The sequence below is a fragment of the Actinosynnema sp. NPDC002837 genome (genome assembly GCF_040295345.1).
Lineage (GTDB): Bacteria > Actinomycetota > Actinomycetes > Mycobacteriales > Pseudonocardiaceae > Actinosynnema.
In genome coordinates this window covers 26,289-50,775 of record NZ_JBEOVG010000009.1, presented here as the reverse complement: position 1 = coordinate 50,775, position 24,487 = coordinate 26,289, and the positions used below count along the sequence as shown (strand labels likewise).

27 protein-coding genes, 1 tRNA gene and 1 pseudogene are annotated in these 24,487 nt (G+C 71.3%); 20 read left to right on the top strand and 9 right to left on the bottom strand.

Features of this window, described 5'->3' with window-relative positions:
- Positions 1-8: 8 nt before the first annotated feature.
- The 13 genes and pseudogenes from ABTZ99_RS09225 to ABTZ99_RS09165 form a co-directional block, all read left to right on the top strand.
- Positions 9-638 carry a phage tail tube protein gene (locus ABTZ99_RS09225; protein ID WP_499609794.1) on the top strand — a complete coding sequence of 210 codons (630 nt, stop codon included), beginning with the start codon at positions 9-11 and terminating at the stop codon, positions 636-638.
- Positions 635-910, top strand: a complete 276-nt coding sequence (locus tag ABTZ99_RS09220; protein ID WP_499609792.1) for a hypothetical protein — start codon at positions 635-637, stop codon at positions 908-910. The genes ABTZ99_RS09225 and ABTZ99_RS09220 overlap by 4 nt, the downstream gene beginning before the upstream one ends.
- Positions 826-1,311 (top strand): hypothetical protein, encoded by a 486-nt coding sequence (locus ABTZ99_RS09215; RefSeq protein ID WP_499609789.1) that lies wholly within the window; start codon positions 826-828, stop codon positions 1,309-1,311. Before ABTZ99_RS09220 ends, ABTZ99_RS09215 begins: the two co-directional genes overlap by 85 nt.
- Before the next feature lie 144 nt (positions 1,312-1,455).
- Positions 1,456-4,242, top strand: coding sequence for a phage tail protein (locus tag ABTZ99_RS09210; protein ID WP_499609786.1), 2,787 nt, complete (start codon positions 1,456-1,458; stop codon positions 4,240-4,242).
- Positions 4,243-4,248: 6 nt separating this feature from the next.
- Positions 4,249-5,049, top strand: a complete 801-nt coding sequence (locus ABTZ99_RS09205; protein WP_499609784.1) for a hypothetical protein — start codon at positions 4,249-4,251, stop codon at positions 5,047-5,049.
- On the top strand, positions 5,036-7,249 hold the full coding sequence (locus ABTZ99_RS09200; protein ID WP_499609781.1) for a hypothetical protein: 2,214 nt from the start codon (positions 5,036-5,038) through the stop codon (positions 7,247-7,249). Before ABTZ99_RS09205 ends, ABTZ99_RS09200 begins: the two co-directional genes overlap by 14 nt.
- Positions 7,250-7,727: 478 nt before the next feature.
- On the top strand, positions 7,728-8,189 hold the full coding sequence (locus ABTZ99_RS09195; protein WP_499609778.1) for a hypothetical protein: 462 nt from the start codon (positions 7,728-7,730) through the stop codon (positions 8,187-8,189).
- Positions 8,186-9,154, top strand: a complete 969-nt coding sequence (locus ABTZ99_RS09190; protein ID WP_499609775.1) for a GH25 family lysozyme — start codon at positions 8,186-8,188, stop codon at positions 9,152-9,154. The genes ABTZ99_RS09195 and ABTZ99_RS09190 overlap by 4 nt, the downstream gene beginning before the upstream one ends.
- Entirely contained in the window at positions 9,151-9,573 is a 423-nt protein-coding gene (locus tag ABTZ99_RS09185) for a hypothetical protein (RefSeq protein WP_499609772.1), read from the top strand. Before ABTZ99_RS09190 ends, ABTZ99_RS09185 begins: the two co-directional genes overlap by 4 nt.
- 56 nt (positions 9,574-9,629) lie before the next feature.
- Positions 9,630-10,340, top strand: a complete 711-nt coding sequence (locus ABTZ99_RS09180; protein WP_499609770.1) for a GP88 family protein — start codon at positions 9,630-9,632, stop codon at positions 10,338-10,340.
- Positions 10,341-10,419: 79 nt separating this feature from the next.
- The gene (locus ABTZ99_RS09175; protein ID WP_499609767.1) at positions 10,420-10,563 is read left to right on the top strand and encodes a hypothetical protein; all 144 of its coding nucleotides are present in this window, start codon (positions 10,420-10,422) and stop codon (positions 10,561-10,563) included.
- Positions 10,564-10,775: 212 nt separating this feature from the next.
- Positions 10,776-11,147 carry a recombinase family protein gene (locus ABTZ99_RS09170; RefSeq protein ID WP_499609764.1) on the top strand — a complete coding sequence of 124 codons (372 nt, stop codon included), beginning with the start codon at positions 10,776-10,778 and terminating at the stop codon, positions 11,145-11,147.
- A pseudogene (locus ABTZ99_RS09165) lies at positions 11,140-12,201 on the top strand (recombinase family protein); the annotation flags it as partial. The gene ABTZ99_RS09170 and the pseudogene ABTZ99_RS09165, both read left to right, overlap by 8 nt.
- A 541-nt stretch (positions 12,202-12,742) precedes the next feature.
- On the opposite strand, the gene ABTZ99_RS09160 reads toward ABTZ99_RS09165, so the two are convergent.
- The 5 genes from ABTZ99_RS09160 to ABTZ99_RS09140 form a co-directional block, all read right to left on the bottom strand.
- A tRNA-Ala gene (locus ABTZ99_RS09160) sits at positions 12,743-12,818 on the bottom strand.
- A gap of 63 nt (positions 12,819-12,881) precedes the next feature.
- Positions 12,882-13,574: a divisome protein SepX/GlpR gene (gene sepX, locus ABTZ99_RS09155; protein WP_498781318.1), complete on the bottom strand. Its 693-nt coding sequence runs from the start codon at positions 13,572-13,574 to the stop codon at positions 12,882-12,884.
- A 161-nt stretch (positions 13,575-13,735) separates the two neighbouring features.
- Positions 13,736-14,392, bottom strand: a complete 657-nt coding sequence (locus ABTZ99_RS09150; RefSeq protein ID WP_498781317.1) for a GNAT family N-acetyltransferase — start codon at positions 14,390-14,392, stop codon at positions 13,736-13,738.
- A gap of 34 nt (positions 14,393-14,426) precedes the next feature.
- Entirely contained in the window at positions 14,427-15,650 is a 1,224-nt protein-coding gene (glp, locus tag ABTZ99_RS09145) for a molybdotransferase-like divisome protein Glp (RefSeq protein ID WP_498781315.1), read from the bottom strand.
- 14 nt (positions 15,651-15,664) lie between these two features.
- Entirely contained in the window at positions 15,665-16,546 is an 882-nt protein-coding gene (locus ABTZ99_RS09140) for a UTP--glucose-1-phosphate uridylyltransferase (RefSeq protein ID WP_499609759.1), read from the bottom strand.
- Positions 16,547-16,584: 38 nt separating this feature from the next.
- Here ABTZ99_RS09140 and ABTZ99_RS09135 point away from each other — a divergent pair, with 38 nt between their 5' ends.
- From ABTZ99_RS09135 to mscL, 6 genes are all read left to right on the top strand, one after another.
- Positions 16,585-17,151, top strand: coding sequence for a 5-formyltetrahydrofolate cyclo-ligase (locus ABTZ99_RS09135; protein ID WP_498781313.1), 567 nt, complete (start codon positions 16,585-16,587; stop codon positions 17,149-17,151).
- A gap of 145 nt (positions 17,152-17,296) precedes the next feature.
- Positions 17,297-17,587 (top strand): FmdB family zinc ribbon protein, encoded by a 291-nt coding sequence (locus ABTZ99_RS09130; protein WP_498781312.1) that lies wholly within the window; start codon positions 17,297-17,299, stop codon positions 17,585-17,587.
- An 87-nt stretch (positions 17,588-17,674) separates the two neighbouring features.
- On the top strand, positions 17,675-18,184 hold the full coding sequence (locus ABTZ99_RS09125; protein WP_499609755.1) for an SAF domain-containing protein: 510 nt from the start codon (positions 17,675-17,677) through the stop codon (positions 18,182-18,184).
- Between the two features lie 612 nt (positions 18,185-18,796).
- On the top strand, positions 18,797-19,216 hold the full coding sequence (locus tag ABTZ99_RS09120; RefSeq protein ID WP_498781309.1) for a glyoxalase superfamily protein: 420 nt from the start codon (positions 18,797-18,799) through the stop codon (positions 19,214-19,216).
- The gene (locus ABTZ99_RS09115; protein WP_499609751.1) at positions 19,216-20,157 is read left to right on the top strand and encodes an RNA polymerase subunit sigma-70; all 942 of its coding nucleotides are present in this window, start codon (positions 19,216-19,218) and stop codon (positions 20,155-20,157) included. Before ABTZ99_RS09120 ends, ABTZ99_RS09115 begins: the two co-directional genes overlap by 1 nt.
- Positions 20,158-20,207: 50 nt before the next feature.
- Entirely contained in the window at positions 20,208-20,606 is a 399-nt protein-coding gene (mscL, locus tag ABTZ99_RS09110; RefSeq protein WP_498781306.1) for a large-conductance mechanosensitive channel protein MscL, read from the top strand.
- Between the two features lie 391 nt (positions 20,607-20,997).
- Here mscL and ABTZ99_RS09105 read toward each other — a convergent pair whose 3' ends face one another.
- The gene (locus tag ABTZ99_RS09105; RefSeq protein WP_230572767.1) at positions 20,998-21,189 is read right to left on the bottom strand and encodes a hypothetical protein; all 192 of its coding nucleotides are present in this window, start codon (positions 21,187-21,189) and stop codon (positions 20,998-21,000) included.
- Positions 21,186-21,686: a MogA/MoaB family molybdenum cofactor biosynthesis protein gene (locus tag ABTZ99_RS09100; RefSeq protein ID WP_123748144.1), complete on the bottom strand. Its 501-nt coding sequence runs from the start codon at positions 21,684-21,686 to the stop codon at positions 21,186-21,188. The genes ABTZ99_RS09105 and ABTZ99_RS09100 overlap by 4 nt, the downstream gene beginning before the upstream one ends.
- Positions 21,687-21,781: 95 nt before the next feature.
- Here ABTZ99_RS09100 and ABTZ99_RS09095 point away from each other — a divergent pair, with 95 nt between their 5' ends.
- Positions 21,782-22,801, top strand: a complete 1,020-nt coding sequence (locus ABTZ99_RS09095) for an NAD-dependent epimerase/dehydratase family protein (protein WP_498781305.1) — start codon at positions 21,782-21,784, stop codon at positions 22,799-22,801.
- Here the strand turns inward: ABTZ99_RS09095 and ABTZ99_RS09090 are convergent.
- Entirely contained in the window at positions 22,770-23,789 is a 1,020-nt protein-coding gene (locus tag ABTZ99_RS09090) for a sensor histidine kinase (RefSeq protein WP_498781303.1), read from the bottom strand. The two genes, ABTZ99_RS09095 and ABTZ99_RS09090, sit on opposite strands and share 32 nt — an antisense overlap.
- Positions 23,789-24,484, bottom strand: coding sequence for a response regulator transcription factor (locus ABTZ99_RS09085; protein WP_498781301.1), 696 nt, complete (start codon positions 24,482-24,484; stop codon positions 23,789-23,791). The genes ABTZ99_RS09090 and ABTZ99_RS09085 overlap by 1 nt, the downstream gene beginning before the upstream one ends.
- Positions 24,485-24,487: the final 3 nt, after the last annotated feature.

Here is a 24,487-nt window from a genome sequence, read left to right as displayed (position 1 = left end):
AGGTCCGCTTGGCCCTGAGTCCCACCCTCGTCCGCGTCCCCGGCACCGGGGAACTCTCGCTTGCCCCGCCGGGCACACCCGAACCGCCCGACCCGACCACGCCGCTCCCGGCCGTGTGGAGCGGCCTGGGCCTGTCGACCGAGGACGGCGTCACGATCCGCCGCGCGGTGGAGCGCACCGGCACCACCCACTGGCAGCAGACCACCCCGGCGCGGTTCATCTACACCAGCCAGGAGTTCGGCGTCTCCAGCGTCTTCCAGGAGACCAAGGCCGTGGTCCTGGGCGCGTACTTCGGCGGAATGGTGTTCGCCGAGACCGCGCCGGGGTCGAAGAAGTACCGCGCCGAGATCAGCAGCATCCCGCGCGGCGACGAACGCGCCCTGTGTGTCGACTGGGTCGACCAGATCTCGGCGACCGAGATCTACCACCATCGGCTCTACGTCCCGCGCGCCGAGGTCTCCGAGACCCAGGACGCCCAGTGGACCCGCACCCAGGAGGCGCGCTGGGGGATCAGCTTCGCCGCGCTCGCCCCGGCCGCCGGCACCACGCTGGCCGTGTGGCTCACCGACGACCCCGCCGTCATGCTCGCCCCGCCCAGCGGCGGCGGCACGCTCGCCATCGAGGAGACCAGCAAGTGAGCCGAAACCAGCGCCGTGAGGCCACCAACCGCCCGCCTGCGAGCAGTGAGCACGCGGTGATGTGGCGCGGCAAGCGCTTCACCCTGCCGTCCGCCTCGGAGTTCCCGCTGGCGGCGATCGAGGCCGAGGAGGAGGGCAAGGTGCTGCTGTCGTTGCGGCTGATCCTCGGCGAGGAGCAGTACAAGACGTGGCGCGGCCTGGCGACCACGGCCGCCGACGCGGAGCACTTCTCGCAGACGATCATGCGGGAGCTGGGGCGGGGAAACCCGTAGTCGTCGCCCGCCTGCTGGCGGACGACACCACCGCGCAAGCCCTCGAAGTCGACCTCCTGCGCTACGGCCTGGACCTGCTCGACCTCTACCGGGGCACGCTGTCGTTCCGGCGGGTGTGCGCCGTGGTCGCACACCTCCCGGACGACGCCGCCGTGTGGCGCGCGACCGGACCGGATGCCGGGTGGACCCGGCCCGAAGTCCTGCTCGCCGCGCTGGAACGCCGCGTCACGCTGCTGTGGGCCACGGTCGCCACCGCACTGGGCACCAAGGTCAGTGACGCCGACGTGGACGCGCCGCTGGACCTCGGCACCACCACCGCCCCGCCCGCACCGGCAGGGGGTGAACCGGAGCCCGAGACGAAGTCCCTGCGCGAGATCGCGTTGTGGATGCGGGGAGCGTGAGCGCTCCTGGCAACCGTCGGCCACGCCTACCTCAAGGTTCTCCCGTCCCTCCAGGGCCTCGGACGTCACGTCCGCGACCAGATCAACCAGGCCGAACGCGGCGCACCCGACATCAGCCTGGGCGCGCAGATCCAGACCGCGCTGGTGCGCGCCCAGCTCGCCGAGCTGGCCCGCGCGGGCGACCAGACCGCGATGCGGCTGCTGGCCCAGCTCGACGGCCGCCCCGCCGAAGAGGGGTTCGCCGCGCTGCGCCGCCGTCTGTCCGGGCACAGCGTCACCATCCACACCGTCCTGGACCGCTCCGTGGGCGCGTCCGTGCGCGGCCTGGCGCAGCTTGACCGGGGTGTCACCGGGCTGACCGGCAGCATCACCGCCCACACCGCCACCGTGGGCGCGGCCACCCTGAAGTACGCCGCGCTGGCCGGTGGCATCGCCCAGGCCCTCGGGCTGATGGGCGGGCTCGGCGCGGCGGCCGGGACCGCGGCCGGGTCGCTGCTCATCGTCCCGGCGGTCGGCATCGCCGCAGCCGCCGCAGTGCAGGCGCTGAAGCTCGGGGTCGACGGGCTCAACGACGCGCTGACCGCAGACAGCGCGGCCGACTACGCCAAGGCGGTCAAGGACTTCCCGCCCGCGATGCGGGAGACCACCGACGCCGTCCGCGCCCTGCGCCCTGCGCTCGACGGCCTGAAGCTCGACGTGCAGGCCCGCCTGTTCGAAGGGCTCGGCGGTGAAGTCTCCCGGCTGGGGGACCGGTACCTGCCGGTGCTGCGTGACGGCCTGGTCGGCATCGCCGAGGGCTACAACCAGGCCGCCCGCCAAGCGGCGGGGTTCGCGGGCGAAGCGCGCACGGTCGATGACGTCCGGCTGATCCTGGACAACACCGGCCAATCCGTCCGGGCGCTGGCCGGTGGTGTGGCGCCGCTGCTGCGCGCCATCCGCGACATCGCCGCCGTGGGCAGCGAGTTCCTGCCCGGCTTCGCCTCGTCGCTGGGCGAGGGCGCGGAGCGGTTCGCGCAGTTCATCGCCACCGCCCGCGAGACCGGACAGCTACGCGAGTGGCTGTCCGCCGGCCTGTCCGCGCTGGGCGAGTTGGCCACGCTGGTGGGCAACCTCGCGCGGATCGTCTTCACGGTCCTGTCGGCCGCCAACACCCAGGGCGCGGGCCTGCTCACCACGCTCAACGCGGTCACCGGCTCCATGCTCACCTTCCTCCGCTCTGCGGAGGGAACCCTTGCCCTGCAACAGATCTTCGGCGGTCTGGGCGCGGTCGCGGCGGCGCTGCTGCCGCTGCTGTCCGAGGTCGCGCGGGTGGCCGCGTCGGTGCTTGCGCCCGCCGTGGCCCAGCTCGGGCCGATGGTCGCCCAGGGCCTGGCCGTGCTCGTGGCCGGGGTCGAGCCCGCAGGGCGCGTCCTGGCCGCGCTCGCGCCGCTGGCCGGGGTCGCGGCCCAGGCGCTGGCCTCGCTGCTGGTCCCGGCGGTCGAGCTGCTGGCCGGGGTCACCGCCGAGCTGGCCCCGGCCGTCTCGCTGCTGGTCGGCGAACTCGTCGGCGGCGCGCTGGCCGACGGCGTCCGCACGCTGGCCCCCGCGCTGATCGGCCTGGCACGTGCCGCCGCGCCGCTGATCGTCCAACTCGGCCAGTTGCTCGTGCAGGCCGTGAACATCGCGGCCCCCGCGCTTGCGAATCTGCTTCGCGTTTTGACGCCGATCGCGGTCCAGGTCGGCGGAGCGCTGCTCACGGCCCTGGCGGCGGTCCTGCCGCTGGTCGGGCAACTGGCCGACGTCTGGGCTCAAGTCCTGCTCGCAGGGCTGACGGCGGCGCTGCCGGTACTCCCGGTGATCGTCTCCACGGTCCAGCGCCTGGCCGAAGTCCTGTCCGTCGGGCTCGCCGCCGCCACGCCCACGTTGGTCCAGATTGGACAGTTGCTCGGCGAGACGTTGACGGTCGGACTGACCGGGCTGCTGCCGCTGTTGCCGCCGCTCGTTGAGGGCCTGCTGCGGATCACGACCGAAGGTCTGCTCCCGCTGACGCCGCTGCTGCTCCAGCTCGCCTCGGAGCTGCTGCCCTCGGTGCTCCAGCTCGTCGCGCTCCTGGTGCCGGTGATCGTGCAGGCCACAGGGGTGCTCGCGACCTGGACGGCCATGTTCGCCGCCGTCGCGACCGAGGTCACGTCCAAGCTGATCCCGACCTTGCGGTTCTTGATCGACGACGTCGTCGCGCCGATCTTCGCGCGCATCGTGGACACCGTCTCGGGAGCGCTGCGCGCCATCCAGGGCGTCCTCGACCTGGCCATGGGCGTGATCACCGGCGACTGGTCGCGGGCCTGGTCGGGCGTGCGGGACATCGTCTCGGGAGCCTGGCAGGCCATCCGGTCCGGCGTCGACCTCGCCACGGGCGGGCTGATCAGCTTCGTCGCGGGCATCCCCGGTCGCCTGCTCGGCGCGCTCGGCGACCTCGGATCGCTGCTGGTCGAGGCCGGAAAGAACCTGATCCGGGGCCTGTTGCGCGGCATCGAGTCCATGATCAACTCGCTGCGCGACAAGCTCGCGCAGGTGACCAACCTGCTGCCCTCGTGGAAGGGGCCACCCGAGCGGGACCGCGTCCTGCTGCGCGGCAACGGACGGCTGATCATGCGCGGTCTGCTTTCCGGTTTGGAGGCCGAGGAACCCGCCGTGCGCGCGTACCTGTCCGACCTCACGGCCCGCATCCCACGCATGGCCGCGACCGAGGGCACGTCCGGCCGAACCGCACCGGAACGGGTGATTACGCGCAGCACCACCGCTTCCGAGGCCACGGGGACGACACCGCCGGAGTGGGGCGACCTCGTGGACGCGGTGCGGGAGCTGGCCGCGCGGCCGGTCGTGGTGCAGGTCGGCGCAACCGAGATCGCCCGCGCCACCGCCGACGGCGAACGCATCCTGTCCAGGAGGTGAGCGCCCGTGCGGTCACTGTGGATCGGCCCACCCGGTGGGTTGCGGGAGATCCCCGACACCGCCACCGACTACGACCGGTCGATCTCACTCGGCGTGCAGGAGTTCGCCTCGCTGGCGGGTGGGGTGACCACCACCAGGTTGGCCACCCCGCCCCGCCGTCTCACCCTGTCCTGGAACGCGCTGCTGCCCGAGCACGCGCGCTGGCTCGACGCCCTGGCCCGCCGCGCCCACGGCCCCGGACCGCTGGCCGTGCTCGACCCGGCGGCCGACAACCTGTTGGAGGCCAGCCAGTCCCTCGGGCGCACACCGCGTCGCATCTCGCTGGCCAGCTGGGGCACCCTGACCGAACGCGCCGACGGCGTGCTCACCGTGACCGACACGCGCGACAACAGCAGCCAGCTCTACTACAACTCGCCCTACTGGACCGGGTGGCCTGTACTGCCCGGTGTGCCGGTCAGCTTCACCAGCGACTTGACCCGCAACGGCGGAGCGCGAGCCGTCCTCGACTTCTGGGACGCCACCGGGGCCTACATCCAGACCATCGGCCCGACCGCGCCCGTCGTGACCGCCGTCCCGCCCGCCGGGGCGGCGTTCGTCCTGCCCAAGGTGTGGCTGCCCACCCTGACCACGCCCACCCCCGTCGGCGGCGCCCTGCTGCGCCTGGGCGAACCCGTCATCGCCACCGAGCCCATCCCGGTGGGCGACGGCTGCCCGGCCATGACCGTCACCGGCTACGCCGACCGCCCGCGGCTCCCGTACCGCGACCTGTCGCTCACCCTCGTGGAGGTGCGCCGTGCTCCAAGCTGACCCCGCGTTGGTCGCCGCTCTCGGCGAAGCCGAACGGGTCCACACCAGCCTCACCCGGCTGGGCGGGAAGGACCTCACCGAGCAGGTCACCGCCTGGTCGCTGGACCGGGCCTACGACTCCGACCTGCCCGCCCCGATGCGCGCCACCAACGGCTCCGCCTCGGCAGAGCTGCGCATGACGCTGACCGGCACCGGGGAGCAGACCGCCGCGCAGCTCTACAGCCCCTACGCCCCGCACACCACCGCCGACATCGCCCGACCCCGCCAATCCGTCCTGCACGGCTGGGGCCTGGCCGACGACGCCCTACCCGCGTTCCGGGGCCTGGTGCGCGACCGGGTAGCCGACTCCGCCACCGGACGGGTCGAGGTGTCGGCGCTGGACGGCGCGGAACGGCTACGCGGAGCGGCCCGCCTCCCGGCCGCCGTGTCGGTGAACACGGTGCCCATCGCCTCGGGCACTTGGGTGGTGGACAACCTGCTGCGCGACGCCGGTATCCACACCGCGCCACCGCCCCGCGCGGAGTGCATCCTCTACGCCTCGATGCACGGCGGTATCGCGCCGGACATCGGGTTCTACCGCACCCACTCCGGTTCCATCGGCTACACCCGGACCCGCGCGCCGTGGGAGATGGCCGCGCTGCCCGGCTCGACCACCACCAGCTTCAGCGTCCGCTGGGACCCGCGCACCCGCACCACCGTCCCCGGCCGGTCGCTGTTCGTGGAGTGCTGGGTGGACACCGGCAACATCGGACCCGACACCGGCCAGATCGCCCTGTCGTGCTTCTACCAGGCCGACGGCGCGACCAACAGCGTCGAGTTCGGCGTGGACTTCAAGTCCAGCCCGCAGCGCGCTTCGGCCAGTTCGGACGGCGCGTTCGCCACCACGCTGTTTCTCGCGCCGCTGCCGGTCGGACACTGGCACCTGGGCTGCTACTGGACGTTCAACGGCACGCAGCCCACCGCGCGGATCTTCATGTCCGGCCCGGACGGCTACTACCACGAGGGCGACCCCGGCACGCTGGGCGGGATGCCCGCCGGAGGAACCCAGCTCAACTACGTGGCGCTGACCAGCGGTCTGCCGGTCGAAGCCGTCCAGGTCTGGATGCCGGTGACCCGGCCGACGCGCGACGACTTCGAGGGGCAGACCTGGCAGCGCGGCGCGGTGCTCGACAACATCACCAGCACCCTTACCGCCATCCCACCCACCCAGGGCTCGGCATGGGAGGTGATCAGCGCCGTAGCCAAGGCGGAGCAGGCCACCGCCTCATTCGATGAACACGGCATCTTCCGCTACCGCAACAACACCCGCTTCACCTCGCCCGGAACCCCGGTGCTCACCGCGACCAGCGCACGGGAGATCTCGGGCCTGCGGGTGTCGGAGGCGATCGACTCCGTCCGCAACGTCATCGACGTGCCCTACTCCGTCTACACGATCGGCAGCACGCGGGAACGGTTCACCGAGACCACCCGCCGCAGCATCCCCGCATTCAGCACCCTGACCCTGACCTACGACTACGACGTCACCGAGTACGACTCCCCGCCACCGATCGCCTACGTCACCACCACACCCAGCTCCACGTCGCGGGTGCGCTGGTCGACGGCCAGCGACGGCAGTGCCGGAGTCCACGGGCGGGTGGAGTCGACCACCGAGCGGGACGGCGCGACCCTGCGGGTGACCTTCCGCAACACCTCGGCGAGCACGGTCTACATGCTCACCAGCGGCAACACACCGTCGCTGTCGATCTACTCCGTCGAGCTGGCCACAGGCGGCCCCTCCCGCAGGCTGCTGCGACGCACCGACACCACCAGCGTCAGCCGCTACGGCGCGCAGGTCTACCAGGTACCGGCCACCCCCTGGTTGCAGACCTCGACGGCGGCCACTGCGGTGGCCTCCTACCTGCTCGCCGTCGCCTCCTCGCCGCTGCCCGTGCTCGGGGACGTGGAAGTCCTTCCCGACCCGCGCATCCAACTCGGCGACCTCGTCCGCATCACCGACACCGTGGGCGCGGCCCTGACCACCCCGGCGTGGGTAGTCGGCATACGCACCAGCGGTGACGACCAGGGCCGCGTCCGCCAGGTTCTGGTCCTGCGCGCAACGCTGAGCCCTGGGCCGCCCACCGACCAAAATCTCTATCCGGACCCGCCTATCGACCCTGATGCCTACGCCGTGCTCGCCCGCGAGGGCGTCGACGTGCCGTAGACCGCTTCGGCTCACGAGCAGGGGTCGCCTGTTCAGGCTGAGACGACGGCACAGTTTCGGAAGTGGCCGTCGGCTTCAACTCCAGCAAGAAAGCCAAGGTACGGCCTGCCCGGAATTCCGCGCGCACTTGCGTCGGACGAGGCCGTTCGATGGTTCTCAGCACCAGCCAGATGATCAAGACCACTGCGGCGACAAGCAGCAGCACGAAAACACACCAGGCCCACACAACGCACTCCGCCTCCGGCGATCAGGTCGAGCGCCTGGCCGCCTGCGGGTGGTCATGCAGACGTGCCTTGCGTACAACAACTAGCCCCGTCCCGGCTCGATTGACCCGTGCTCCCTCAGGTCAACAGGACGGAGAGCTTTCGATGCTCTCTCCGAAGCTATCTGTGGTGCCTGTCGAGGGCTCTAACTCGTCCAAGTCCAAGCCCACCATGAGTGTACGCGCGAACTAGATGATCATGCCGCGGGAGGCGCAATGCCTCTTCTCACCGCTGTGTTTTCCCTGGCCGCTGGGGCGGTGGCACCTGAAGTCATTACTGGTGTCGCGCTGGTAATCACCAACCTAGGCACCGCGACCGGTGCGGTACTTGCCTCACTGCACACCCGGCGCAGGACGCGTGACGAGATCGAACGTGCGCACGCCGACGCCGCCGACAAGGCCCAGGCCGCAGTGCTCGGCGCAGCCCGGCAGCTCGCCGAGCTGCACGAAGAGATCGCCGAGACCCTGCGCGGCCAGCTCGCCGAAGCCGAGGCCGAACGGGACCAAGCCCTGACTGATCTACGCCAAGCCCGCGCCGACCTCGACATCGCCACAGCCGCGCTGCGCCAAGCCACCCACGAACTCGCCCAGGAGCGCGCTCTGCGCACCGCTCTGGCCGAACAGCTCACCCAACTGAGGGCGGGCTCCTCCCCATCCCCAACCGAAGGAACCGCTTGACCGACTACGGCATCGACATTAGCTCCTGGCAGGGCTCCGCGATCGACTGGAACGCCGTGCGGGGCAACAACATCAGCTTCGCCTCGGTGAAAGTCACCGAAGCCATCGGCTACATCAACCCCGCCGCCACGGCCCAGGTCGACGGCGCACGCGGCGTCAGCATCCACGTGGGCGGCTACCACTACGCCCACCCCGGCGACGTCGCCGGACAGGTCCGGCACTTCGTCGCCCAGCTCAACGCCCGCGGACTGCTCGGCTCCGGGTCGCTGTGGCCGATGCTCGACATGGAGCACCACACCTTCACCGGCGACTCCAACGGGTTCGTCGCGGACTTCGTCCGCGAGTTCCGCGCCCGGAGCGGGCGGCGCGAGCTGTTGGTGTACGCCAACCAGTACTGGTTCACCCGCCGCCTGCGCCCGGACGAGTGGGCCGACGACGGCGTGATCCTGTGGTGCGCCCAGTACAACGGCGACCCCGGCAACGTCGACTACGCCCACCCCCGGCTGGCCATCCACCAGCACTCGCAGGAAGGCATCGTCCCCGGCTTCACCGGGTTCGTGGACCGCAACGCCACCATCGGTGACTGGCGCGTCGGCTCGTTCGTCCTCGACGGCGCACCCGCCCCGGCACCGCAGCCCGCGCCCGCCCCGGCGCCCTCGGGCTGGGTCGACTACGTGATCCGGCCCGGTGACACCCTGTCCGGCATCGCCGCCCGCACCGGCACCACCGTGGCCGAACTCGCCGCCCGCAACGGCATCGGCAACCCGGACCTCATTTATGCGGGCAGAACTATCTCCGTCCCCAGCGGTAGCGGGGGCGGCGGTGAGCGCTACCAGATCCAGCCCGGCGACACGCTCTCCGCGCTGGCCGTGCGCTGGGGCACCACCGTGGCCGCCATCGCCGCGCGCAACGGCATCGCCAACCCGGACCGGATCTGCGCCGGGGACTGGCTGATCCGCCCGTGACCCCCGAGCAACCCGCCGCCGGACTCACCCCCGGCGGCGGTTCCCTCGTGGTCTCCCTCGCCCTCGTGCTCTGGCTGCTCGGCAAAGCCTCCTACCGCTTCGTCCGGTGGTTCGAGCGGCATGAGGGCAACCACCCCAACCCCACCCAGGAGGAACGCTTCATGTCCCGTCCCCGTCCGCTGCGCGTCGCAGGCTCGATCGTCGGCGGTCTCACCGCGCTGATCACCGGCCTGGTCGGCTCCGGCCTGCTCACCACCGGACAGGGCGACGCCCTCACCGGCCTGATCTCCGCCGTCCTGGTGCTGCTGGGCACCTTCGGCGTCGTGGTCAGCACCGAGCACCGCGTCACCCCGCTGATCGACCCCCGCGACACCGACGGCCGCGCCCTGACCCCGGCCGACGACACCGACACCTACTGACCCCGAGGGAGCACCTCACCACGACCACGACCACACGCGGGCGCAGGCCCGAGCGGATGATCACCCAGAACTCATACCTGCGCCCGCACGGCATCCACACCTTCTCCCTGCCCGCCTGGGCCGGACGCCTCCCCGACGGCCGCACCTACAACACCTGTCCAGCGGCCGGGGTGTGCGCGGCGGTCTGCTACGCCCGCCACGGCACCTACCGCTTCCCCGCCGTGCTCGCCAAGCACCAACGCAACCTCGCGCGCGTCCTGGACGACCTGCCGCAGTGGGAAGCCGACATGCGCGCCGAGCTGGCCCACCCGAAGTACCGGGACGGCGCGGCGCTGCGCGTGCACGACTCGGGCGACTACTTCAGCGACGCCTACGTATTCGCCTGGCTTCGCGTCGCCCGCGCCGTCCCGGACGTCCTGTTCTACAGCTACACCAAGGAGGTCGACCGATTTAAGCAGCTGGTCGAACCCGACCCGCCGGACAATTTCAAATGGGTCTACAGCTACGGCGGCAAACAAGACCACCTCATCGACCCCGACACCGACCGCGTGGCCGACGTGTTCCCGTCGGAAACCGCGATCGCCGAAGCCGGGTGGAACTCCAACGCCGCCACCGACCTGGCAGCCGTTCTCGGGCCTGCGCCGGTCGGCATGACCCAGAACAACCAGTCGCACCTACGCCGCAAGATCGGACAGCGCACGTTCCGCGAATGGCAGGCGGCCGACACCGCCCGCCGCCGGATCACCCGCGCCACCGACCACCGCTGACACCACCGCCAACCTCGCCGGGAGCCCTCACCCGGCGAGGCCGGAGGGGACTCCCGGCCCTACCACTCGGGGGACCATCGTGAGCGCCGACGAGCCGCACACCGTCGCCTGGACCGTCGACCACGTCGAGACCGAACCGCTGGCCGACGCCGACCACGACACCAGCGTGAACACTCTCGCCGCGCTAATCAATAGCTGGAATGAAACACGACGCAGCACGTAAATCCACACCCTTTCAATAGGTGCCGGAAATGGTAAATTGAGTGCATGTCAAAACCCATTCCGGAGCAGGGCAGAGCCTTGCCGAAATCCGCGTGCAAAGAAACTCATTCCAGCGACAATGGGGGAACGTTCTCAATGGATAACACCACGTCCGAAAACGATGTCGTGCGCGTCGGCGTGTACCGACGCCGATTCTTCTCCGACCCTGCCCGAGTGGACGCCTTCGTCGCGGCCCAGCCGGGTTGGACGATCGTCCGGCGGTTCGGCGACCACGAGTCCGGCAGCATCACCAACCCGCCCGGACTGCGGAAGGTCGTCCGCGCGGCCGAGTCCGGACAGATCGACCTGCTGATCGTGGACCGGATGGCGGAGCTGTCCGGGAAGACCCCCGCCCTGGTGAAGCTGCTCCACCGCCTAGAGGCGGCGGGCGTGACGGTCCGATCGGCCACCGAACCCTTCGACACCTCGGCCCCGATGGGCCGCCTGATGGTCCACGTGCTGGCGATGTCCGTCGAGTGGGAGCAGGACGCGAAGCGCCGGCAGGAGGAGGCCCAGCGGGCGTTCCAGGGAGGCGAGCGTGGGTAGACGATCCACTGCCGCCAAGGTCCGCAAGGCCGCGGCGCTCGATGACCTCGACCTGGACACCGTGCGCGTGGGTGTGTACCTGCGGCGCAGCACCGACGACGAGAACCAGCCGTTCACCATAGAGGCCCAGGACGTCCGGCAGGAGGCTTACGTGGCCTCGCAGCCGGGCTGGAAGATCGTCAAGAGGTTCTACGACGACGCGTCCGGCAAGGACACCAACCGGCCCGGTCTGAAGAAGGCGATGCACTGGGCCAGGTCCGGGCTGATCGACGTGCTGTTGGTGTACCGGGTCGACCGGTTCTCCCGGAACCTGCGCGACACCGTCACCCTGCTCAGTGAACTGGAGCAGGTCGGGGTCGCGTTCCGGTCGGCCACCGAACCGTTCGACACCTCCACCCCGATGGGCCGCATGATGGTCCAGATGCTGGCGATGTTCGCCCAGTTCGAGCGGGACATGATCGTGGACCGCGTCACCGCCGGGATGGAACGCAAGGCCGCCAACGGGCAGTGGAAGGGCGGCTACACCCCACCCGGCTACGACAAGGACAAGGAGACCGAACGGCTCTACGTCAACGAGGCCGAGGCCGTGGTCATCCGACTGATCTTCGACCTCTACACCAAGGACCGGCTCGGCTCCCAGTCCATCGCCCACGAGCTGAACGAACGCGGCTACCGCACCCGCAAGGGCGGGCTCTGGGCCTTCAAGCGCATCCTGACCATCCTGTCCAACCGCGTCTACCTCGGCGAGATCCACTACCGGGACGTCGTCGCCACGAACACGCATCCGGCCATCATCAGCGTGGAGCAGTTCGAGGAAGCCCAGCGCATCATGGACGAGCGCGGCGACAACCACGCCAACCGCGCCGCCAGCGGCTCGGACTACCTCGCCACCGGCCGCCTGCCCTGCCCCAAGTGCGGCACCGCCATGCTGGGCACCAGGGCCACCGGCAAGACCAAGACCTACCGCTACTACACGTGCAACAAGCGCCTGAAGTACGGCAAGGACGCCTGCGACATGGACCGCATCAACGCCGACGCCCTCGACCAAGCCGTCCTGGACGCCGTCACCTCGTTCTACGGCAACCAGCACAGCCTGATCCGGGACGCGGTCGAGGCCGCCAAGAAGGTCTACGACTCCAGCCACGAAACCGTGGCAGCCGAACTCAAGGCCGTGCGCAGCCAACTCACCCAGGTCACCGCGAAGATCGACCGCTACCTCGACGCGTTCGAGGCCGACACCTTCGACGCCGACGACGACAACGTCAAAGCCCGACTCCTCAAGTACCGGACGCAACAACGCCAACTCCGCGAGCGGGAAGCCGATCTCCTCGAAGACCTGGAGAACGAACCCACCATGCCCGACGCGGCCACACTGGACGAAGTCCAGCAGCACATCACCGAAATCCTCCGCGCGGGCAACCACAACCAGCGCAAGGCGATCGTGGAGAACTTCGTAGTCAAGATCAAGATCACCGGGCCGGGCCGGATCGTGCCCGTCTTCCGCGTGCCCCAGTCTGCCGGGGCCACGAACGCCGAAGGGGCGGAGACCGGCTTACCGGTTCCCGCCCCTGAAGGTGTTCGTACACCTTGGCCTTTGGTGGAGCTGAGGGGAATCGAACCCCTGACCTACTCGATGCGAACGAGTCGCGCTACCAACTGCGCTACAGCCCCGTGTTCTGTTGTCGTGCGGGAGGAAGCATATCAGTAGTCGGGGGGTGGTTTTGCCACCCCCCTCTACTCGCCCGAAGCCCGTCGGTACGGGAGGGCCTCGGGGCCGTCCAGCTCGACGAACAGCGGGTCCTCGTCGTCCAGGTCCACCACGACCGTGCCGGGGCGGGGCTGGTGCTGGAACCTCGGTTGCGGGGGCAGACCCGGCTGGTCACGGGACGGCTCGGCCTCGGCCGACGGCGTGGCGGCGGCGTGCGGCTGGGCGTCCGGGGCCTGCCGCGCGGTGGTGCGGCGGCGCGACTGGGAGTGCCTGGCCAGGCGGCGGGCGCGGATCTCCTCCTCGATCCGCACCTGGCGGCGCAGGTAGCCGAGGTAGGAGACCAGCGTCACGTCGACGGCGGCGTGGCCCCACCAGACGAGCGGGTAGAGCACGCCCGCCACGACGCCCGTGACCAGGGCTAGCAGCAGCAGCGTGCCGACGACGCGGCGGCGGAAGGCGTACTTGGCCTGCGCCACGATCGCCGCCGTCTCCGGGTCGTAGCCCCCGCGACCCGGGCGGAACGGTCGGTGCTCGACGAAGTCGGCGTCGACCTCGTCGTAGTCGTCGTACTCGTCGAAGTCCGTGTCTGCCTCGGGCATGGCGTCGTACTCCTCCTCCATGCTGCCGCGCGACGCGTCGGCGCGCTTGCGCGCGACCATCGGGACGAGGACGACCAACCAGGCCACGACCAGTCCCACGACGATCAGCGAGCTCGGCATCCCCGTCACCTCCCCCTACCCCGCGGCGCGCTCGGTGGTGCACATGCCACGCTAGTCACAACAGTCACACCTGTGTCGGAGGCACGCCGACCGGCGTACGTACCAAAGTGTGGTGTATCACCCACTTTCGGGTGATCCGAATAAGCCGCATGGCCTGCAGATCAGGCAGTTCGGGCGTATCCCTGTGCGACCAACCGGCGTACGAGACCCTCGGGCGACGCCTCCTCGGCGGTCATCGCGAAGCACAGGTGGTCACGCCAGTCGCCCGCCACGTCGAGGTACCGCAGGAACAGGCCCTCCTCCCGGAAGCCCGCCTTGGCGAGCACCCGGAGGCTCGCCCGGTTCTCCGGCCGGACGGTCGCCTCCAGCCGGTGCAGCCCGCCCTCGCCGAAGCAGTGGTCGACCACGAGCGCCAGCGCCGCCGTGGCCACGCCGCCGCGCGCCCGGTCGGCCGCCACCCAGTAGCCGACCCACGCCGAGCGCAACGAGCCGCGCACGATGTTGCCCACGGTGATCTGCCCGGCCAGCACGCCGTCCACGGTGATCACGAACGGCAGCGCCTGGCCGCGCCGGGCCAGCGACTTCAGCGACGACCACTGCGGCGGCCACGCCAGCGGCGCGTTGCGCTCGTGCCACCCCTCGGCCGCGGTGGGTTCCCAGTCCTCCAGGTACGCCCGGTCGCGGAGCCTGGCCCGCGACCACGCCGAGGCGTCGAAGAGCTTCGGCGGGCGCAGCTCCACCAGGCCCGCGGGGACCCTCAGCGGCCCGAGCCGCGCGGGCCAGCCGGGGTGCCGACCGCCGTCACCCGCGAAACTCATCCATCCCCACCGTGTCTCGGGCCCGTCGGGGGTCTCATCCCCGCTGGGCGAGGAAGCTGACCACGACCTCTTCGCCGACCGCCACGTCCGTGACGTCCTCGTCGACCATGATCAGGCAGTTCGCCTCGGCCAACGACGCCAGCAGGTGCGACCCGGAGGTACCCAGCGGCTGCACCAGGTACTCGCCGTTGTCCGCGTCGCGCAGCAACTGGCCGCGCAGGTAGCCGCGCCGGCCCTTCGTGGACGTCAGCGGCGACAGCAGCCGCGCGCTGACCGCCCGCCGGTACGGGTTGCGCTTGCCCAGCGCGGCCCGGATCAGCGGACGCACCAGCACTTCGAAAACGACCAGGGCGCTCATCGGGTTCGCGGGCAGCAGGAACGTCGGCACCGCGTCCGGTCCGAGCCGGCCGAAGCCCTGCACCGAACCGGGGTGCATGGCCACCCGGGTCACGTCCACGTCGCCGAGGTCGGCCAGCGCGGCGCGCACCTCGTCGCCGATGACGCCCCCGACGCCACCCGCGACGACCACGATCTCCGACAGCAGCAACCTGCCCTCGACGACCTCGCGCATCCGACGCGGGTCGGACGACTGGATGCCGACCCGGCTGACCTCGGCGCCCGCGTCCCGCGCGGCGGCGGCCAGCGCGTAGGAGTTGACGTCGTAGACCTGGCCCTGGCCGGGGGTGCGGTCGACGTCGACCAGCTCCTCGCCGATCGAGATCACCGACACCCGCGGCCGGGGGTGGACGAGCACCTTGTTGCGGCCGACCGCGGCGAGCAGGCCGACCTGGGCGGCGCCGATGGACGCGCCTCGGCGCACCGCGACGTCACCGGTCTGCACGTCCTCGCCGGTGCGCCGCACGAACGCCGCGGACGGCACCGAGCGGCGCACGGTGACCTTCGCCGCGTGCCCGTCGGTGTAGCCGACGGGCACGACGGCGTCGGCCAGGGTCGGCAGCGGCGCGCCGGTCGCGACCCGGACCGCCTGGCCGGGTTGCAGCCGTCTGGGCTGGCGGGACCCGGCGGGGATCTCGCCGACCACCGGGAGCGTGACCGGTTCCTCGTTGGCGGCCTGCACGTCGACGCTGCGCACGGCGTAGCCGTCGACCGCCGCCTGGTCGAAACCGGGCAACGCGCGCTCGGCGACGACCTCCTCGGCGCAGAGCAGTCCCTGCGACTCGGAGATCGCCACTCGCACGGGGGCGGGCCGCACGGCGGCGGCGACCACCCTGGCGAGCTGCTCGTCCACTGACCTCATAAGTTGACCTCGTTTTAGGAGTTGGCGAGGCGTGCCCGCAACCACTCCCCCAGCTCGGGCCCGTAGTCGGGGTGCTCCAGTGCGAAGTCAACCGCAGCTTTGAGGAATCCTCCCGGATTGCCCAGGTCGTGTCGCCCGCCGCGGTGGACGACGACGTGCACCGGGTGGCCTTCGTTGATCAGCAGCGCGATGGCGTCGGTGAGCTGGAGCTCGCCGCCCGCGCCGGGCGTGATGCGCTTGAGGGCGTCGAAGATCGCCCGGTCGAGCAGGTAGCGGCCGGCCGCCGCGAACGTGGACGGCGCGTCCTCGGCCTTGGGCTTCTCGACCATGCCGACGACCCGCTTGACGTCGTCGTCACCGGTGTCCTTGACGTCGAAGACGCCGTAGGCGGAGATCTGCTCCTTGGGGATGTCGAACGCGCACAGCACGCTGCCGCCGAGCTTCTCGCGGACCGCGGCCATCTTCGCCAGCGCGCCCGTGGGCAGCACGAGGTCGTCCGGCAGCAGGACGGCGACGGCTTCGTCCGCGCCGGTCAGGTTGCCCTCCGCGCAGGCGACCGCGTGGCCGAGGCCGAGCGCCTTGTCCTGGATCGCGGTCTCGACGGCGAGCAGGTTCGACGCGCGGCGGACCTTGGCGAGCAGGTCGGTCTTGCCGCGTTCCTCGAGCGTCGCCTCCAGCTCGGGCTGCGGGCGGAAGTACTCCGCGACGGCGTCCTTGCCGGGGGAGGTCACGATGACGAGCTTCGTCGCGCCGGCTTCGGCGGCCTCGGTGGCGACGAGTTCGATGCCAGGGGTGTCGACGACCGGCAGCAACTCCTTGGGCACCGCTTTGGTGGTGGGGAGGAAGCGCGTGCCCAGGCCTGCCGCCGGCACGATTGCTGTCTGGAAGGCGCTCATGGCCTGCGAGCGTAACGGCGCGCTTAGGGTGACCTGCCATGACGTCCCGTGAACGTGATCGGAAGGCGACTCTGCGCACACGGCTGCGGGCCGGGCGGCGTGGCGCGGTGATGCCCGAGATGGTGGACGAGGTGCTGTCCGCCGTCGCCGCTTTCGGTGTTTCCGCTGGTGGGACCGTGTGCGCTTATGTCGCTTCGGCGGCGGAGCCGGGGTCGTTGGCGATGGTGGAGGCGTTGCGGTCGCACGGGGTGCGGGTGTTGCTGCCGGTGGTGGTCGGGGACGGGTTGGACTGGGCGGTGTACGACGGGCGGTTGCGGGTGGGCGCGTTCGGGTTGCGGGAGCCGGAGGGGCCGTTGCTGGGCGCGGAGGCGGTGGGGTCGGCGGCGTTGGTGCTGGTGCCGGCGTTGGCGGTGGATCACTCCGGGGTGCGGTTGGGCAAGGGTGGCGGGTACTACGACCGGGCGTTGGGGTCGGCCGCGGGGCCGGTGGTGGCGGTGGTGCGGGACGAGGAGTTCGTGCCGTCGTTGCCGGTGGAGCCGCACGACGTGCGGGTGGACGCGGTGCTCACGCCGGGGCGGGGCCTGGTCCGGCTGCCGTCGGCGTGACCCGGCCTTGGCCTGTGGCGTCGCGATCCGGCTTTGGCCTGTGACGTTGACCTGTGATGTTTGCGCCACATATGCCGGGTGGCGCATCATCGGTGTTGGCACTCGTGACGGAGGAGTGCCAACCCGGACTCGTGGAGGGCTCACCGTGCCGACCTACCAGTACGCCTGCACCGAGTGCGACCACCGGTTCGACGCGGTGCAGTCCTTCTCGGACTCCGCGTTGACCGAGTGCCCCCAGTGCTCCGGCAGGCTGCGGAAGCTCTACGGCGCGGTCGGCGTCGTGTTCAAGGGCAGCGGCTTCTACCGGACCGACAGCCGTTCGTCTTCTTCCGCCGCTCCCGCGGCCACGCCGGCTCCGGCAGCCGCCAAGTCGGAGTCTTCTTCTGCTTCGTCTTCCTCTTCGACGACTTCCGCCTCGGCCGCCGCCGCGTCCTGAGCCTGAGTTGTCCACAGGCCCCCGAGTTGTCCACAGCTCGGTGGTCGACGCTGTCCTGAGCCCTGTTCCGCCCCTACCGTCGCAACCATGCTCCTCCACCTCAGAAGGATTCTGGCGGGCCTGTTGGCCCTGGTAGCCGTGGGTGTGGCCGTGCTGCCGGACGGCTCGACGGTCGACGTCCTGGTGGCGGCGCGCGATCTTGCCCCCGGCGTGCCGCTCGGTGCGGAGGACGTGCGCGTAGTCGCCGTCCCACCGTCCTTGTCGCCAGCCGGCGCGCTCTCGCCGGGCGACGTGTTAGGCCGCAGCCTGGTGAGCGCGGCCCGTTCCGGCGAACCGCTGACCGACGCCCGCCTGACGACGGCCGACCCGGGTGTGTCGTCGGTGGCCGTGCGCCTGGCCGACGCCGGCGTGGTCGGGCTGCTGCGGCCGGGGAGCCGGGTGGACGTCGTCGGCCCGGAGTCGGACGTGCTGGCCACAGACGCCTCGGTCGTCGCCGTGCGGGAGGGCGAGGTAGTCGTCCTCTCCGCCGACCGCCCCGCCGCCCACCGCCTGGCCGCCGAAACCCTGGCCGGCCCAGTCGCCGTGATCCTGCGCTAACCGACCACACCCATCCGCAACTCACCCACCAGCACTCACACCACGGTCACCACCCGCACCACCCACGGCCGGCACCGCGCTCCCCGCGCACCCACCGAACGCCGCGCACGCCCGACCACCCTGCCCACGCCAACCACCCTGCCACCGGCTACTGGCCCGCCAATCGGCCACTGGGCCGCTAACCGCCGCGCACTCATCAACCCACTGCCCACGCCGCCTCAGCCCTCCGACCACCGCGCGCCTACGGCCCGCCGCCAACCGCTGGCTGCCGGCTGCCGCTGCTGGCTGCCCACGCGACTCTCCGAGGCACCGGCCCACCCGTCGCTGGCCCCTTTCCGACCCGCCAGGCCCCCTCGCCTACCGCTTCGACAACCGCCGGCTCTCAGGACCTGCGTTGCGGCTCCCTGACCTGTTCCGTCCTGACCAGCGGTCGTGGCGCGGCCAGCAGGAAGGTGGGGCCGTCGGCGGGCGGGGTGGGCGGGGTTGGAGGGTGGGTGAGCTGCGAGGACGAAGTTTTCATCGCGGGACCGATGAGTTTTCGGCGCGCCTGTCGTTCCACCCGGTACATGGCATTGCAGGGTGGGGTTCGGCCCCGTTACCGAGGAGAGCACTGTGGACTGGAAGCTGGAAGTCGTCATCGTCCCCGTGTCCGATGTCGAGCGCGCGAAGACCTTCTACACCGACACGTTGGGCTTCACGCTCGACACCGACCACCGCTCCGGCGACGCCTTCCGCGTCATCCAGGTGACCCCGCCCGGCTCGGCGTGCTCGATCGTCTTCGGCAAGGGCCTCGGCGACAGCGGGGCACCCGGCTCGCTCAAGGGCTGCCAGCTGATCGTCTCCGACATCCAGGAGGCACACGCGCACCTCGAAGCGAACGGCGTGGTGAACTCCGGGCCGCAGCACTTCGAGAACGGCACGATGGTGCCCGGACCCGACCCGGCCGGCGGCGACTACAACTCCTTCATCTTCTTCGACGACCCCGACGGCAACACCTGGGCCGTCCAGCAGGTCGGGAAGTCCGTCCGCTGATGTTCGAGCAGGCCACCCGGCAGCACCGCCGCGAGTTGCACGTCCACTGCTACCGGATGCTCGCCTCCTACGAAGAAGCCGAGGACGCCGTGCAGGAGGTGTTCCTGCGCGCCTGGCGGGCGTGGGACACCTTCGACGGCGGCAACGTCCGCGCCTGGCTGTACAAGATCGCCACCAACACGTGCGTCGACCTGATCCGGGCCAAGGCTCGCACGCCCCGGACCCAGCCGGAGATCAGCTGGCTCACGCCCTACCCGGACCGCCTGCTGGACCAGGTGGCGCCGTCCGACGACGAGCCGGACGTGGTCGCGGTCGCCAGGGAGACCGTCGAACTCGCCTTCCTGGCCGCCCTCCAACTCCTCCCCGCACGGCAGCGGGCGGCGTTGCTCGCGCGGGAGGTGTTGGGCATGACGGCGCAGGAGACGGCCGGGCTGCTCGACATCAGCGTGGCCGCCGCCAACAGCGCCCTCCAGCGCGCCCGTGCCACGATGCGGGAGCACCTGCCGTCGCACCGCAACGACTGGACGGCCCGCGAGCCGAACCCCCGGGAACGCGAGTTGCTGAGCCGGTTCATCGACGCCCACCAGCGGTGTGACGCGGAGGCGGCGGTGGCGATCGCCGCCGAGGACCTGCGGGTCACCATGCCGCCCGCGCCGCTGTGCTTCGACGGCCTCGACCAGGTCGCGACGCTGATGCGCCGCGCGCTGGGCCCCGACCGGGAAGGCGACTGGCTGCTCGTGCCGACCTGGGCCAACCGGATGCCGACCGCTGCCAGCTACCTGCGCCGACACGGCGACACGGTGTTCCGGGCGTTCAAGTTGGACGTCCTGCGCGTCGAGGACGACCGGATCGCGGAGATCACCACGTTCGGGCCCTCGACGTTCGAACGGCTCGGACTCCCCGCGACACACGTACCCGGAGCGTCACCGACCAGGCCCTGACCCGTTACCCTCCGCTGACCCCACCCATACCCCGAACGGAGGAGCCAACCGTGATCAAGGGCTTCAAGGACTTCCTCATGCGCGGCAACGTGATCGACCTCGCCGTGGCGGTGGTCATCGGCGCCGCGTTCACCGCGATCGTCACCGCGTTCACCACGAACCTGATCAACCCGCTCATCGCGTTGTTCGGCGGCAACAACGTCAACGGCCTGGCCGTGCAGCTGGGCAAGAGCGACAAGACGATCATCGACTTCGGCGCGATCATCACCGCAGTGATCAACTTCCTGATCGTGGCCGCGATCGTCTACTTCATCTTCGTGCTGCCGATGACCAAGCTGAAGGAGCGGCGCAAGCGCGGTCAGGAGCCCGGCCCGGCGGAGCCGACCGACGTCGAGCTGCTCAAGGAGATCCGCGACCTCCTCGCCTCGCAGCGCCAGCGCCAGGACTGACCGACACGACGGACAGGACAGCCGCGACGGTCACGATGGACACGTGAACGTCGCGAACGGACGACCCGATCGGACAGCGCGAGTGGACGGCCCGAATGGACGGCCCGACGGTCCTCGCGCCGGCACCGACCGCGCCAGGGCTCACTGGTGACGGGACTCGGCGCGACCCGTGCCGCGGCGCCGGACCGGGATCGGCCGGAGGTGAAAGGGCCGGCGGTCGAGAACGGCCGGTCGAGAACGGCCGGTCGAGAGCGATCGGCGGGTCGGAAGCGGCTCGCGGTGCAGCGGCCGGCAGTGAAGCCGCCGGCGGTGGAAGCGGTCGGTCGGGTGATGCGGAGGTGACCGGGCGTGCCTTGGCGGCGCCCGGTCAGCCGCGGTCCGGTGAAGAGCACTACCCGCCGTGGTGAGGTGGCCGGTTCTCCTCGTACCACCGGTCGTCACGCCCGGTCGGTCGTGGTTCGTCCGACGAGCCCTCCGGCAGCACGTCGCCGAACACCTCGGCCAGCCGACGACGCCGCGCCGCCTCCGCCGCGGCCGAAGCGGCGGCGGCAGCGGCGTCGGCGTCGTCAGCCGGCTCGGTCATGCCTCGTCCAACCCCGAGAGCTGCTCGATCACGTACGGCACGAGCGCCGACAACGTCGCCATGCCGTCGCGCACCGCCGACCGCGACCCGGCCAGGTTCACCACGAGGGTGCTGCCGGACACGCCGACCAGCCCTCGCGAGATGCCCGCGTCGACGGCTCCCGCCGCCAGCCCCGAAGCCCGGAGCGCCTCGGCGATGCCGCTGATCGGCCGGTCGAGCACGCCCTGCGTGGCGTCCGGCGTCACGTCGCGCGGCGACACACCTGTGCCGCCGACGGTGACGACCAGGTCGACACCGCCGATCACCGCGGTGTTCAGTGCGGCGCGGATGCCCACGACCTCACCCTCCACCGCGACCGTCCCGTCGACGATGAACCCTGCTTCCTCCAGCAACTCGGTGACCAGCGGTCCTGTGCTGTCGTCGTGCTCACCGTGCGCCACCCGGTCGTCCACGATCACGACAAGGGCGCGTCCCAGTCGCTGCGCGCTGCGTTCCATGAGCGCCACCGTAGCCAATCGGAGGATCTGACGGTTCCGTGACGTCACGCTGTCGCACCGCCCGCTCCCGCCGGAGGACCCCTAACTTCGGTGACGTGCGCGTTCTCCTCACCGGCGGGGCCGGGTTCATCGGCTCACACATCGCCGACCACCTGACCGCCCAGGACCACGACGTCGTCGTGCTCGACGCCTACCTGCCCCAGGCCCACCGCGACCGCCCACCGACGGCCCAGGACGTCACCGATCTCGACACGGTGAAAAAACTGCTCGACGGGGTGAACGCGGTCTGCCACCAGGCCGCCGTCGTCGGCCACGGCCTCGACCCGTCCGACGCGCCGCTGTACGCCCGCAACAACGACCTCGGCACCGCCGTGCTGCTCGCCGCGATGCACGAGCGGGGCGTGGAGCACCTGGTCCTGGCGTCGTCGATGGTCGTGTACGGCGAGGGCCGCTACGAGTGCGCCGAGCACGGCGTCGTCCGGGCCGCGCCACGCCGCCAGGCCGACCTCGACCAGGGCCGCTACGAGCCGCCGTGCCCGCACTGCGGCAGCCCCCTGGAGCCACGCCTGGTCCCCGAGGACGCCCCGCTCGACCCCCGCAGCACGTACGCCGCCAGCAAGCTCGCCCAGGAGCACTACGCGGCGGCGTGGGCACGGCAGACGGGAGGCTCGGTGTGGGCGCTGCGCTACCACAACGTGTACGGCCCGATGATGCCCAAGGACACCCCGTACGCGGGCGTGGCGAGCCTGTTCCGCAGCGCGCTCGAACGCGGCGAAGCGCCCACCGTCCTCGAAGACGGCCGCCAACGCCGCGATTTCGTGCACGTCACGGACGTGGCGCGGGCCAACGCCCTGGCCCTGAGCCGACCGGGCGAGCCCGGCACGCTCACCCCGCTCAACATCTGCTCCGGCGAGCCGCACACCGTCGGCGACCTCGCCACCCACCTGGCCGAGGCGTGCGGCGGTCCGCGGCCGCGCATCGTCGGCGGCGCGCGCCCGGCGGACGTCCGGCACGTCGTCGCCGACCCCGCCCGGGCCCGCGAGCTCCTCGGCTTCGACGCCGCAACGACCTTCGCCGCGGGGGTCAAGCAGTTCGCAACGGACCGCCTGCGCTGAGCGGCAACCGCACCTCGAACCGGCAGCCGCGACCGTGGTTGCGGGCGTCGATCGTGCCCTGGTGCGCCTCCACCAGGCCGCGCGCGATCGCGAGCCCCAGCCCGCCGCCGACGGGCTGCCGGTGCGGAGCGCCGCGGAACGCCACGTCGAACACCCTGGGCAGGTCCGCCTCCGGGATGCCGCCGCAGCCGTCGTCCACGCGCAGCAGCGCCGACGGCCCGTCCACGTCCACCCGCACGGCCACCGTGCCGTCCGGCGGGGTGTGGCGGATCGCGTTGGACAGCAGGTTGCGCACCACCCGGGCCAGCTCGGGGTCGCTGCCCAGCACCACCGGCCACGTCGCCGCGTCCGCGCGCAGCCGCACGCCCTTGCGCGAGGCCACCGGGCTCTCCGCCGCCACCACCTCGCTGACCACGTCGGCCAGCGGCACCTCGGACAACGTCAGCCGCAGCGCGCCCGCCGTGATGCGGGACAGCTCGAACAGGTCGTCCACCATCCCGGACAACGCCTCCGCCTCGGCCGAGATCCGCCCCGCGTACCCGGCGACCTCGTCCCGCCGCGACACCACGCCGTCGGCCAGCGCCTCGGCCATCGCCCGGATCCCGGCCAACGGCGTGCGCAGGTCGTGGCTGATCCACGCCACCAGCTCGCGCCGGGACGCCTCGGCCGCGCGCTCCCGCTCCCGCGCCTCGCTCTCCCACACGCTGCGCCGCGCCAGCGCCCGACCCAGCAGCACGGCCGTCGGCACCGTCACCAACGCCACCAGCAGGCACACCAGCACGGTCGTGGTGAGGATCGGGGTGAACATGAACCCGCTCACCGCCAGCACGCCGCCGATGGTCGCCACCACCGGCACGATCGCCAGCACGGTCAGCGCCGTGGCCAGCGACCCGTTCTGCAACCGCCGCAGCAGCACCGCGCCGAGCAGCGCCAGCGGCAGCGAGAACAGCACCGCGTACGGGAGGATGTGGTAGATCTCGATCAGCATCACGCACCGCCGTCGTACCGGTAGCCCACGCCCCACACGGTGGCGATCCGCACCGGCCGGGCCGAGTCGACCTCCACCTTCTCCCGCAACCGTCGCACGTGGACGGTCACGGTGGACTGGTCGCCGAACTCCCAGCCCCACACCCGCGAGAGCAGCTCGCCGCGGTTGAACGCGGTGCCCCGGTGGGTCAGGAAGAACACCAGCAGGTCGAACTCGCGCGTGGTCAGCGACAGCTCACGCCCGTCCAGCCACGCCGACCGCGCGCCGACGTCCACCCGCAGCCCGCCGTCGCTCAGCACCGACGCCGTCCGCGCCGCCGCGACCCGCGACCGGCGCAGCACCGACGTGACCCGCAACGCCAGCTCACGCGGGCTGAACGGCTTGGTCACGTAGTCGTCCGCGCCGAGCTGGAGCCCGGCGATCCGGTCCTCCTCCTCGCCCAACGCGGTCAGCATCACCACCGGCACGGCGCTGCGCAGCCGCAGCCGGCGGCACACCTCCAGCCCGTCGACGCCCGGCAGCATCAGGTCCAGCACCACCAGGTCCGGCTCGCGTTCGGCGAACCGGCGCAGCGCGCTCTCACCGTCACCGACCAGCTCGACCTCGTGGCCTGCCAGCTCCAGGTACCGGCGCACCACGTCGCGCACGGTCACGTCGTCGTCCACGACGAGCACCCGCCCGGTCGTCTCACCCATGTC